The following is an 11,867-nucleotide window of genomic DNA, read 5'->3' on the forward strand; positions in this document are numbered from 1 at the left end:
AGTCAGAATAGTCAGCCGCGCGCCGCTGCGCGCGGCGAAGACAACAGACGGAGACAACCTTGAACCCATCGCGCGACGCATCCCGCGACGCTGACATCGCCCGCCATTTCGACCTGCGTCATCTCGATGCATCGTTCCACGCGGACCCGTATCCCATCTACCACGCGTTGCGCACGCACGAACCCGTCAAGCGGATGCCGGACGGCTCGCTGTTCCTCACGCGCTATCGCGACGTGCAGGCGGTGTATCGCGACCCGAAAACCTTCAGCTCCGACAAGAAAGTGGAGTTCGCGCCCAAGTACGGCGCAACGCCGCTCTTCGAGCATCACACCACCAGCCTCGTGTTCAACGATCCGCCGCTGCACACGCGCGTACGCAAGCTGATCGCCGGTGCGCTGACAGCGCGCGCGATCGCCGCGATGGAGCCCGGACTCGTGCGTCTCGTCGACGGGCTGCTCGATCGCGCGGCGGCGCGCGGCGAGATCGATCTGATCGGGGAGTTCGCGGCGGCGATTCCCGTCGAAGTGATCGGCAATCTGCTCGACGTGCCGCACGACGAGCGCGAACCGTTGCGCGACTGGTCGCTGGCCATACTCGGCGCGCTCGAACCTTCGCTCACGCCCGCGCAGCATGAACGCGGCAACCGCGCCGTGACGGAGTTCGTCGCGTATCTGAAAGATCTTGTCGCGCGGCGCCGCGCGGCACCCGGCGATCCGCAACACGACGTGCTCACGCGTCTGATCCAGGGCGAGGCGGGCGGCGAGCAGTTGTCCGAAGTCGAACTGCTGCAGAACTGCATCTTCATCCTGAACGCGGGCCACGAGACGACCACCAATCTGATCGGCAACGGTCTCGTCACGTTGAGTGAATGGCCGGAACAACGCGCGGCCTTGCTGCGCGAGCCGGAAGGGATCGAGAGCGCGGTCGAGGAGTGCCTGCGTTTCGAAAGCTCGAACCAGCTCGGCAACCGGATGACGATGTTCGATACGGAGATCGGCGGCGTGGCGGTGACGGCGGGCACACCCGTGACGCTGTGCATCGGCGCTGCGAATCGCGACCCCGAGCAGTTCGCCGATCCGGATCGCTTCGACATCCGGCGCACGCCTAACCGGCATCTCGCGTTCGGCTTCGGTATTCATCAATGCGCGGGACTGTCGCTGGCACGGCTCGAAGCAAGGATTGCGATTGGGCGCTTCGTGCAGCGCTTTCCATCGTACAAAATCGGCGCAGCAGCGACGCGCGGTGGACGCGTGCGTTTTCGCGGCTATGCCGCCGTGCCGTGCACGGTCGTCTGATGCATGCGGCTGCAAAACACGTGCGAATAACGATGATCCGGCATCCGTAGCTTTTTCCGTCGCGCGGCAAGACTTACAGCGCGAGCGTGGCGCTTTGGCCCGGCGTGCCGCGCCTGTCACGGCTGGCGCGCGTTGCGCAGAACTGCGCCCTTGGGCACGCTTGCTGCTTCGTCTGGAGTTCAACTCCCGGGAGCGCGCGATGGCTCACATGATCTGGAAAGGCGCGATCAGCTTCGGTCTCGTCCACGTGCCGGTGCAACTGTATCCGGCGACCAAGTCGGAAAAGGTCGGTTTCAACCTGCTCGACAAACGCACCATCGACCCCATCGGATACCGGCAGATCAACAAGCGCACGGGCAAGGAAGTGACGCGCGAGAACATCGTGCGTGGCTTCGAATACGAGAAGGACCACTATGTCGTGCTGACCGACGAGGAAATTCGCGCAGCGAACCCGGAGTCGACGCAGACTGTGGATATTCTCGCGTTCGTCGATGCAGCGGAAATCCCGTTTCTCTACCTCGACACGCCGTATTACCTCACGCCCGACCGCAAGGGCGAAAAGGTCTACGCCTTGCTGCGCGACGCGATGCAGGCGACGGGCAAGATCGGTGTCGCGAACGTCGTGATGCACAACAAGCAGCATCTGGCCGCGCTGATACCCGTCGGGCCGATGCTCGCGCTGAATACGCTGCGCTGGGCCGCGGAAGTGCGTCCCTTCGACGAATTCAAGGTGCCCGAGGAAAGCCCGAAAAAAACCGGCGTCACCGCGCGCGAGCTCGACATGGCGAAAAAGCTGATCGCCGACATGAGCGATAGCTGGGATCCATCCGCCTACAAGGACACGTTCCGCGACGACATCCTCGAACTGGTCGACAGGAAGGTGCAGGCGGGCAAGACGGAAGAGGTGATGGATATCGAAACGCCGCGTGAGAAGCGTCAATCGGCGGATATTCTCGATCTGTCGGATCTGCTCAAGCGCAGTCTGGGACGTGGTGGCAAGAGCAAATCGAGCGCGCGCGCATCGGCGAACGACGATGAAGCAGAAGCGCCCGCAAAACCGCGCGCCGCTGCGAAGAAGACCACACGACGCGCGGCCGGCACAGCCGCGCGCAAGAGCACGTCGACGACAGCGCGTAAGCGCCGCGCGGCCTGAGCGAAACCGTTCGCGGATCACTTCGCGGCCGCCGCCGCTGCTGACGCCACTGCAACGGACAGCGGACATCGATCATGACCGACAAGCTCGACACCTATCAGCGCAAGCGCCGCTTCAACCAGACGCCGGAGCCGTCGGGAATCGCCGCGCGTGCCACGCGTCAACCGGGCGCTAAGCGCGCGAGAACATCGAGCCGGGCCGCGAAGCCGCACAGTCTCTCGTTCGTGATCCAGGAACACGATGCGCGCCGTCTGCACTATGACTTTCGTCTGGAACTCGATGGCACGCTCAAATCGTGGGCCGTGCCGAAAGGGCCGAGTCTCGATCCGTCCGTCAAACGGCTGGCCGTCCATGTCGAAGATCATCCTCTCGAGTACGGCTCGTTCGAAGGCGATATTCCCGAAGGCAACTATGGCGCGGGTTCCGTGATCGTCTGGGATCGCGGCACGTGGGAGCCGGCAGGCGGCGAAGCCGGCGCGCGCGACGCATACGCAGCCGGCAAGCTCAAGTTCCATCTGAATGGCGAGAAGCTGCACGGCGGCTGGACGCTGGTGCGCAGCCACATGCGCGGCAGCGGCGACAAGGAACAATGGCTGCTCATCAAGGAACGCGATGGCGACGCGCGCAGCGAAGCCGATTTCGATGTGCTCGAAGCGGAACAGGGGAGCGTGTTGTCCGATGCGCCTGGTGCGCGCCGCGCGAATGGTCACAAGCGTGCGCGTGCTGCTTCCAGTAACCGAAAGACGCGAGCAGAAAGCGCTAACGCATCGCTCAAGGCATCGAAGGCGGCAGCCTCGCGCAAGGCGAGGGGCGCGCCCGCCGATCGCCCGGACATCGTCGCCACGCGCAATGCCGAATCGTTGCGCGAACTGGCCAGTCATCCGTCGATAGAAGGCGCCGTCAAGGCAAGATTGCCCGCCGCGCTCAAACCGCAGCTGGCGACACTCGTCGATAGCGCGCCCGACGGCGGCGACTGGCTCTACGAGATCAAGTTCGATGGCTATCGGGTGCTGGTGCGTATCGATCAGGCATCGAAAGATGCGGTGAGGATTTTCACGCGCTCAGGCAACGACTGGACCGCGAAGTTCGGCAAGCAGGTCAAGGCGCTGGCGAGTGTCGGCGTGGACAGCGCGTGGCTCGACGGCGAAGCGGTCGTGCTCGACAGCGACGGCGTGCCGAATTTCCAGGCGCTGCAAAACGCCTTCGATGCGCAGCGTCCGCAAGACATCACGATCTATCTGTTCGACCTGCCTTATCTGAACGGCTATGACCTGCGCGGTGTGCCGCTCGAACAGCGACGCGCGATCCTTCACGCACTGCTCGACACGGTCGATAACGACACGCTGCGCTTCTCGGAAGACTTTGGCTTCGATGCCGGGCAGTTGCTCAAGAGCGCTTGCGATATGCATCTCGAAGGCATCATCGGCAAGCGGCGCGACAGTCGATATGTGTCGGGCCGTTCGTCGGCGTGGATCAAGCTCAAGTGCCGACGCCGCCAGGAATTCGTGATCGGCGGATACACGGAGCCGGCGGGCAGCCGCGAGGCCTTCGGTGCGCTGCTGCTCGGCGTGTACGACACCCACGGCAAGCTGCAATACGCAGGGCGCGTCGGTACGGGTTTCGATGCCGAGAAACTTCGCTCGATCAGGAAGGAACTCGACAAGCGCGAAACAGCGAAGATGCCGTTTGCACAGGCGCCGCGTGAACGAAGCCGCACGGCCGTACATTGGGTGAAGCCGCAACTCGTCGCCGAGTGCAACTTCGCGGAATGGACCAGCGACGGTATCGTGCGGCAGGCGTCGTTCGTCGGTTTGCGCAGCGACAAGCCCGCGAAGCAGATCGTTCACGAAACGCCACGCAAGGGAGGCGACGTGCAGCAGATGACGGAAGAGACAAAGGCAGCTTCGGCCAGAAAATCGGCCAGGAAGTCGGCGAAGACGCCGGCGCCGAAAAAGCGCGCAACAAGCCCATCCCATAGCAACACCGCGACGGTCGCAGGCGTGCGCATTTCCCATCCCGACCGTGTGATCGACACGAGCACCGGCGTGCGCAAGATCGAGCTCGTCGAATACTACGCTTACGTTGCGTCGTGGATGCTGCCGTTCCTGAAGGACCGTCCAGTGTCATTGGTGCGAGCACCCGAAGACATCAGCGGCGAGCTGTTTTTCCAGAAGCACAGCCAGAAGCTGGCGATTCCGAACATCACGCAGCATCCGGGGCTCGATCCGGATCATCCGCCGCTGCTGACCATCGAAAGCGAAGCCGCGCTGGTTGGCGCCGCGCAAATGGGCACGATCGAACTGCATACATGGAACGCCGTGGCCGCCAACATCGAAAAACCCGACCGCATGGTGTTCGATCTCGATCCCGACCCGGCGCTCGGCTGGAAGCGGATGATCGAAGCCGCGCAACTCACGCGTGAGTTGCTCGAGGAGCTCGGTCTCGTGTCGTTCTGCAAGACGAGCGGCGGCAAGGGCTTGCATCTGGTCGTGCCGATTGCGAAGCAACTCGGTTGGGACGAGGTGAAGGCGTTCTCGCAGGCCGTCGCGCAGCACATGGCGACCACGCTGCCGAAGCATTTCGCCGCGAAGATGGGCGCGCAGAATCGCAAGGGAAAAATCTTCGTCGACTATCTGCGCAACAACCGCGGTTCGAGCACCGTGTGCGCGTATTCGTTGCGTGCGCGTCCGGGGATGGGCGTGTCGGTGCCGCTCACGTGGGATGAAGTGCCCGAGACGAAGTCGGGCGATCAGTGGAACATCGCGAATCTGCACGAGCGGCTCGATGCGCTGAAAAGCGACCCGTGGTCCGGCTATGCGAAGACGAAACAGCGCATCACGGTCACGATGCGGCGCAGGCTCGATACCGCGGAAGACGATTGAACGGCTTATATCGATGACGACAGCGATACAAACGCGCGTGGCGCACCTGCCGTCTCATGAAACGTCACGCGCAAACAGGGAGCGCATCATGAAAACATCGCAGCAACACGCGACGGGCGACGAACACGAGCAGCAGCGAACCCGTCCCGAAGGCAACGACCAGTCCAACGTGCCGAAGCGTCCGTTCCATGAGCAGGCTGCACCGTTGCCGCATGAATCCGACCAGAGCGCAGACTCGCAGCAGGAGACCGAACCGCGCGGCGTCGGCAAGCAGGCGCATCGCGATCTGGAACGCGGCCTCGAAGATACCGACCGGCGCGGCGGCGACGAGTATCAGGAGCGCACGCAAAACGATGCGCAAGCAAACGAGAATTCCGAAGAATCGCGCAAGCGTCACTAGCCGACTGCGTATCAGCGTGGCGCGCGTTCGCGCCCGATGTCCCGCTCCGTATCCCAGTACGGCGGGTCGCCGAAATGCGCGGCGAGGAAATCGATGAAAGCCACCGTCTTCGGTGGCACGAACGCGCGCGACGGATACACCGCCCAGATCGCGACCGTTTCGCCGATGGGATACGCGTCGAGCACCGTCACCAGTTCGCCGCTGCGCAAGTAGGGCGCAACGTCCCACGTCGATTTCAGCGCGATGCCGAAGCCGGCTAGCAAGGCGTCGCGGATCACTTCGCCGTTGTCCGTCGCGAGCCGCCCGCCGACGCGCACGCTCAGCGGTCCCGCCGGCGTGACGAACGACCAGTCGCGCTGATCGGCGAGGATCACGCATTCGTGCTGCGTGAGATCGGACGGATGGTGCGGCGTGCCGCGTTCCGCAAGATACGACGGCGCACAGCAGATCACGCGCCGGTTCGCTGCCAGACGTCGTGCGACCAGTGTCGAATCCTTCAGCGCGCCCAGCCGGATGCCGACATCGACGCCTGCATCGACGAGATCGACGATGGTGTCGGTCAGCCGTAGATCGACGCTCACGCCCGGATAGCGGCGCAGAAACTGCGAAATCACAGGCGACACATGCTGCCGTCCAAACGACGACGGCATCGATACGCGTAGCCGTCCTTGCGGCTCGGCCTGTCCGCGTCCCACCGATGCGCGCGCTGCCGCCGCCGCGTCGAGCAGCGTTTCGGCGCGTGTCATGAACACTTCGCCTTCCTGCGTGAGGGACACGCGCCGCGTGGTCCGATGCAACAGCCGCGCGCCGAGCAGGCGTTCGAGACTGGCGATGCGCGCGCTGGCGACGGCGGGCGACAGCGCGAACTCGCGGCCCGCCGCCGACACATTGGCGAGCAGCGCAGCGCGCACGAACAGCGCAACGTCGAGCAGATCGAGGCGGGCACGTTCGTCGACGGGCGGCTGGGAGGTTGGCTGCATGCGCGGCTGAATGCTCGGCTCCATGAATTATTCGGAAATTCCAGAAAATGTTTCAGTCATTACGTTGGTTTTCACAGCGTAAAGAATTTTCTACAGTTCAGTCAACGCGATCGGCGTGGTGGTTCGAAGAAAGCACCCGCCGACGCAGCCGAAAAATCCTGGAAAACCGTCTTTCGAATTGAAGGAGCCGTCATGAAAGCCATTGGACTGACCCGTTATCTTCCCATCGACAACCCCGAGTCGCTGATCGACATCGAGATCGACAAGCCGCAGCCGACCGGCCATGACATTCTGGTGAAGGTCGAGGCGATTTCCGTGAATCCGGTGGATACCAAGGTGCGCGCGCCGAAGGACGCCGTCGAGCAGTCGCCGCGTGTGCTCGGCTGGGATGCGGCGGGCATCGTCGAGGCCGTGGGACCGGACGTGACACTGTTCAAGGCGGGCGATCCGGTGTTTTACGCAGGCAGCATCACGCGGCCGGGCGCAAACAGCGAGTTTCATCTGGTCGATGAGCGCATTGTGGGGCGCAAGCCGGCGTCGCTGGATTTCACGCATGCGGCGGCGTTGCCGCTCACGGCGATCACGGCCTGGGAAGCGTTGTTCGACCGGCTCGGTGTATCGCCCCAAGGTGCCGATGCGGGCAAGACGGTGTTGATCATTGGCGGCGCGGGTGGCGTCGGTTCGATCGGCATTCAGCTTGCGAAGCAGCTGGCCGGGCTGACGGTGATTGCGACGGCGTCGCGTCCTGCATCGGCGAAATGGGCGAAGGAGCTGGGTGCGGACCATATCGTCGATCACTTCGGCGATATGGCGGCGGAATTGAAGCAAATCGGCTTTGAACAGGTCGATTATGTGTTGATGTTCAACGACACCGACCGGCATTTCCCGGCGGCGGCTACGGTGATCGCGCCGCAGGGCGGGATCGCCACTATCGTCGAGAATGCGAAGCCGGTGCCCGTCGAAATGCTGAAGGCGAAAAGCGCCGCGTTTCACTGGGAGTTCATGTTCACCCGCTCGATGTTCGGCACGCCCGACATGGTCGAGCAGCACAAGCTGTTGACCGAGGTCGCGCGTCTGGTCGACGCCGGGACGCTGCGCACGACCGTCGGAGAGAATCTCGGCAAGATCAATGCGGAGAATCTGCGCCGCGCGCATAAGCTGCTCGAGGAAGGGCGTGCGATCGGGAAGCTGGATTTGACTGGGTTTTGAGCGGGTTTTGATCGAGGTTGGGCGGGTTGGGTTGCGTGGTGCATGCAAAACGGGAAGTCCAGGGCCAACACCGAATCCCAACCTCGTCGCGAGGCGTTAGACTTTCACCTGCATCATGCAAAAACCGCCGCGCGCCCGTCAGGCGCGCACAGCAACTGCATGGCCGCGCGGCAGCACAACAACGAGGTGACAGTATGAGCTTCAGCTTCAAACTTCCCGCCGTTTCTGTTGCTGCTTCGCTGGTATGCGCTTCGCTGGCGCTCTGCGCGTCCGCTGTCCACGCGGCGACGCCCATCACCGTGACGTCACAGGCCGCTACCGACGGCCCGATCCGTTACACCGTCAAGGTCACGTCCAAACAGTTCGGCAACGCGCAGGAAACACGTACGATCCGCTCGGGTGAATCGGACGATTTCACCTGGAAAACCGTGCCGCCCGGTGGCCCGGTTGCCGCCGACGGCGATTGTCCCGATCTGTCGTCGCTGCCGCTCGATCCCAACGGCGCCATGATCCGGCAGACGCAAATCCGTTTTGCGCCGGTTGTCGCCAAGGACGGCACGGCTAGCGTGCAGCTGAATTTCCAGGCGCAAACGCCGAAGGGCACCAAGACCGTGTCGAATAACGGCAAGTCGCTCAAGTGTCCGAACTATACGAGCGTCAGCCAGGTGCTGCGGTTCTCGATGCCGACCAACGGCAGCACGAAGACGCTCACGCTCAGCGACGGCTCGCAGGTGGCGATATCGGCGAAACGATAGCGCGGCGGGAGCGTCAGCGTTTCGTGCGCCGCTCGATCAGCCTCGACGCCAGGAACCGGTGTTCCGGCGAGAACAGCCGCCGGTAGGTGAGCAGCACGGCGCCTACCGTCCCGAGCGCCGACGATGCCGCGATCAGAAACATGATCACGATCTGATAGCGCACGGCCTGCAACGGCGATTGTCCGGCGAGCACCTGGCCCGTCATCATTCCAGGCAGGCTCACGACTCCGACCACGGCCATCTGGTTGAGCGTCGGGATCATCCCCGCGCGCACCGCCTGGCGCGCCGGTCCCTGCGCGGCCTCCCAGCGCGTTGCGCCGAGCGCGAGCGCCATATCGACGCGGTCGCGCCGCGCCGTCAGTTCCTCCGTCATCCGTTCGATGCCGAGCGACACGCCCGTCAGCGTGTTGCCGAGAATCATCCCGAGGATAGGGATCGCATATTGCGGCTCGTACCACGGACGAATGCGGATCACCGCGAACAGGCCGACGGCTGCCACCAGCCATGCGCTCGCCCAGATCGACAGGATGCTGTCGGCGCGTTGTCCCGCATACGTGCGCGTGCCGCGGCCCGCTCCCGCGAAACCGGCGATCAACGTCATCACGATCATCAGCGGCAGCACCACATACCAGCGCGCATACGCGAACACCCACGCGAGCACATAGCCGATGGCGAGCAACTGGACCACCGTGCGCACAGCGGCCCACGCGAGCTTGCGTTCGAGATCCAGCTTGAGCAGCACCGACACGGCGCCATTCACGACGATCAGCAGCGCGGCCAGCGCGACATCCCACAGGCTGAGATTCTGCAACATCATCGCGGAGCCTCCGTTGCATCATGCGCAGCGCCTGACGCGGTATCGTCGAGCACGCCGGCGCGCATTGTCAGATGACGGTTGCTCACGCGTGCCGCTTGCGCGGGGTCGTGCGACACCCACAGCCACGCACGCGCATGCGGTGCGGCATCGAACCACGCGCGCACCAGTTGTTCGATGGCAAGCGCCGATTCAGGATCGAGCGATGCCGTCGGCTCATCGAGCAGCAGCACGTCGGGTGCGAGCTGCAGCACGCGGATCAACGCGGCGATCTGCGCTTCGCCACCCGAGAGATCGCTCGCGAAACGGTCGAGAAAGTCGCTGGCGCGTCCCGCCTGCGATGCCAGCGCGGCTGCCTCGTCACGCTCGAAATGCACGTCGCGGTACGCTTGCAATGTGTACGGATAGCGCAGGTTGTCTTCCACCGTGCCGTCGAGCAGCGCGGGCCGCTGACGGATGTACGCGACGTGCCGCCGGTAGCGCGGAATGGTTGCGCGCGCAATCCGCTTGCCGCGCCATTGCACTTCGCCGCTATCGAGCGGATCGAGCAGTGCCAGCGCGCGCATGAACACGCTCTTGCCCGAACCCGACGGGCCGGTAATGGCGATGCGCTCGCCCGCGCGGATGTCGAGACTGGCTGCGTGCAGCAGCGTCTGGCCGCGCGCGGCGTCGCGTCGTACGATGCCTTTTGCATGGACGATCGGCGCGTCCGTCATATTGGAGTCGTGGGGCATGATGGTTGGAGGTATCGCAGCGCATCATCATAACGAAGCCCGCGCGCGGGCACACCACGTGCTGCGCAGACAAATGACGTACGTATTTTTCCGGAGCGCTCATGGCTGTGCTGCATTCGAGTGGAACATCCGTTGGCAAGACAGTCGGCAAGACGTTCGCATGGCTGCTGGCAGTGCTGGTGATCGTGATTGCCGCGCTTGCCGTCTTCATTCTCACCTTCGACTGGAATCGCGCGCGGCCTTATGTCAACGACAAGGTCAGCGAAGCGATTGGCAGGCCGTTTGCGATCGAAGGTGATCTCAAGGTCGGGTGGCGGCATCCTGTCGGTGAGACCGGCTGGCGTTCGTGGGTGCCGTGGCCGCGCTTCTCGGCGCAGAACATCACGATCGCCAATCCCGACTGGACGAAGCAGCAGCATTTCGCGACCCTCGACGAAATCGACTTTCAGGTGAAGGTGCTGCCGCTGCTCGCGCACGACATCGTGATTCCCGCGATCAACCTCGTGAATCCTTCCGTCGATCTGGAACGGCTGCTCGACGGACGCAATAACTGGACGTTCAAGCTGAAGTCGTCGGCGGGGCCGTCGGAATGGAAGCTCGATCTGCACGACATCGAGCTGAACAAGGCCACCATCGCGCTCTCCGACCAGCAGAAGAAGATCGAGATGCAGGCGGTCGTCGATACGCTCGGACAACCTGTGCCCATTGGCGAAGCGATGAAGCAGCAGGAAGAGGCGTCGCGGAAATCGTCGGCGGAAGTGGTGGGTAAGCAGGGCGCGCAGCAACTGACTGCGCAGGCGAAAGCGGCGGCGGCTTCCGAGGCTTCGGCGGCATCGGCTGCTGCGCCTGCTTTGCCCGTGGCGTCGGGCGCGTCGGCGCCCGCGGGCGTGGGCGCATCGAGTCTCACGGCGCAAGGCGCATCGGCACCTGTTGCCGCGCCGGGCGCACCTGCCAGTGCGACGGGTACAGCCGTCGCGCAGGGCGCGAACGCGCCGCAATACGGCATCGGCTGGACGGTGAAGGGGACCTACAACCGTTCGCCCGTATCGGGCAGCGGCAAGCTCGGCGGCGTGCTCGCGTTGCAGGACATGTCTCGGCCGTTCCCGGTGCAGGCAGACGTGAAAGCGGGCGATCTGCGCATCGCCCTTGTCGGCACCGTGACGGACCCGGCCCACCTCGCGGCCGTCGATCTGCGTCTCTGGCTGCAGGGCACGAGCCTCGATCATCTGTATGACCTGACGGGCATCACGCTGCCCGAAACGCCGCCATACGCGACGGAAGGCCATCTGATCGGCAACTTCAAGCCGGGCGCAAGCGTGTTCCGCTATGAAAATTTTACAGGCCGCGTGGGCGGTAGCGATCTGAACGGCACGGTCATCTACACACAGCGCGCGACGCGTCCGCTGCTTGAAGGCACGCTTGTCTCGAATTTGTTGCAGTTCAAGGATCTCGCGCCGATCATCGGCGCCGACAGCAATGCGAGCAAGGCGAAGCGCGGCGACACCGCGCGTCAGCCGTCCGACAAGGCGCTGCCGACGGAAGCGTTCAAGACCGACCGCTGGAAGGCCATCGATGCCGACGTGAAATTCACGGGCCGCCGCATCATCAAGGACCCGGCGCTGCCGATCACCGATCTCTACACGCA

General features: G+C 63.9%; 10 protein-coding genes. 7 read left to right on the plus strand and 3 right to left on the minus strand.

The genetic code is table 11. From position 1 onward, the window contains the following. Window positions 1-59: 59 nt before the first annotated feature. From DK391_RS36020 to DK391_RS36035, 4 genes are all read left to right on the plus strand, one after another. On the plus strand, window positions 60-1,295 hold the full coding sequence (locus DK391_RS36020) for a cytochrome P450 (protein WP_109482776.1): 1,236 nt from the start codon (window positions 60-62) through the stop codon (window positions 1,293-1,295). 199 nt (window positions 1,296-1,494) lie between these two features. Next, the gene (locus DK391_RS36025; RefSeq protein ID WP_109482777.1) at window positions 1,495-2,448 is read left to right on the plus strand and encodes a Ku protein; all 954 of its coding nucleotides are present in this window, start codon (window positions 1,495-1,497) and stop codon (window positions 2,446-2,448) included. A 74-nt stretch (window positions 2,449-2,522) separates the two neighbouring features. Then, a complete protein-coding gene (gene ligD, locus DK391_RS36030; protein WP_109482778.1) occupies window positions 2,523-5,330 on the plus strand; it encodes a DNA ligase D in 2,808 nt (935 codons plus the stop codon). An 88-nt stretch (window positions 5,331-5,418) separates the two neighbouring features. Further along, entirely contained in the window at window positions 5,419-5,730 is a 312-nt protein-coding gene (locus DK391_RS36035) for a hypothetical protein (protein ID WP_109482779.1), read from the plus strand. A gap of 11 nt (window positions 5,731-5,741) precedes the next feature. Here the strand turns inward: DK391_RS36035 and DK391_RS36040 are convergent, their stop codons facing one another. Then, on the minus strand, window positions 5,742-6,734 hold the full coding sequence (locus DK391_RS36040) for a LysR family transcriptional regulator (RefSeq protein ID WP_204117503.1): 993 nt from the start codon (window positions 6,732-6,734) through the stop codon (window positions 5,742-5,744). A gap of 168 nt (window positions 6,735-6,902) precedes the next feature. On the opposite strand from DK391_RS36040, the gene DK391_RS36045 reads away from it, so the two are divergent. Together DK391_RS36045 and DK391_RS36050 are read left to right on the plus strand one after the other, a co-directional pair. Continuing rightward, the gene (locus DK391_RS36045) at window positions 6,903-7,919 is read left to right on the plus strand and encodes a zinc-binding alcohol dehydrogenase family protein (RefSeq protein ID WP_109482780.1); all 1,017 of its coding nucleotides are present in this window, start codon (window positions 6,903-6,905) and stop codon (window positions 7,917-7,919) included. Between the two features lie 194 nt (window positions 7,920-8,113). Beyond that, on the plus strand, window positions 8,114-8,674 hold the full coding sequence (locus DK391_RS36050; protein WP_109482781.1) for a DUF6013 family protein: 561 nt from the start codon (window positions 8,114-8,116) through the stop codon (window positions 8,672-8,674). 13 nt (window positions 8,675-8,687) lie between these two features. Here the strand turns inward: DK391_RS36050 and fetB are convergent, their stop codons facing one another. Both fetB and DK391_RS36060 read right to left on the minus strand, forming a co-directional pair. Beyond that, entirely contained in the window at window positions 8,688-9,491 is an 804-nt protein-coding gene (gene fetB, locus DK391_RS36055) for an iron export ABC transporter permease subunit FetB (RefSeq protein ID WP_109482782.1), read from the minus strand. Then, window positions 9,488-10,204 (minus strand): ATP-binding cassette domain-containing protein, encoded by a 717-nt coding sequence (locus DK391_RS36060; protein WP_109482783.1) that lies wholly within the window; start codon window positions 10,202-10,204, stop codon window positions 9,488-9,490. Before DK391_RS36060 ends, fetB begins: the two co-directional genes overlap by 4 nt. Window positions 10,205-10,323: 119 nt before the next feature. Between DK391_RS36060 and DK391_RS36065 the strand changes: the two genes are divergently transcribed. Then, the coding region (locus tag DK391_RS36065; protein ID WP_162601008.1) for an AsmA family protein at window positions 10,324-11,867 on the plus strand (1,544 nt) is incomplete at its 3' end.

It is taken from the genome of Paraburkholderia sp. C35 (assembly GCF_003121405.1).
In the GTDB taxonomy this organism is placed as follows: Bacteria; Pseudomonadota; Gammaproteobacteria; order Burkholderiales; family Burkholderiaceae; genus Paraburkholderia.

Coding starts and splice junctions, on each gene's coding strand:
- DK391_RS36050 (WP_109482781.1), top strand. CDS start 8,114: ATGAGCTTCAGCTTCAAACTTCCCGCCGTTTCTGTTGCTGCTTCGCTG.
- fetB (WP_109482782.1), bottom strand. CDS start 9,491: ATGATGTTGCAGAATCTCAGCCTGTGGGATGTCGCGCTGGCCGCGCTG.
- DK391_RS36060 (WP_109482783.1), bottom strand. CDS start 10,204: ATGACGGACGCGCCGATCGTCCATGCAAAAGGCATCGTACGACGCGAC.
- ligD (WP_109482778.1), top strand. CDS start 2,523: ATGACCGACAAGCTCGACACCTATCAGCGCAAGCGCCGCTTCAACCAG.
- DK391_RS36035 (WP_109482779.1), top strand. CDS start 5,419: ATGAAAACATCGCAGCAACACGCGACGGGCGACGAACACGAGCAGCAG.
- DK391_RS36025 (WP_109482777.1), top strand. CDS start 1,495: ATGGCTCACATGATCTGGAAAGGCGCGATCAGCTTCGGTCTCGTCCAC.
- DK391_RS36040 (WP_204117503.1), bottom strand. CDS start 6,734: ATGGAGCCGAGCATTCAGCCGCGCATGCAGCCAACCTCCCAGCCGCCC.
- DK391_RS36045 (WP_109482780.1), top strand. CDS start 6,903: ATGAAAGCCATTGGACTGACCCGTTATCTTCCCATCGACAACCCCGAG.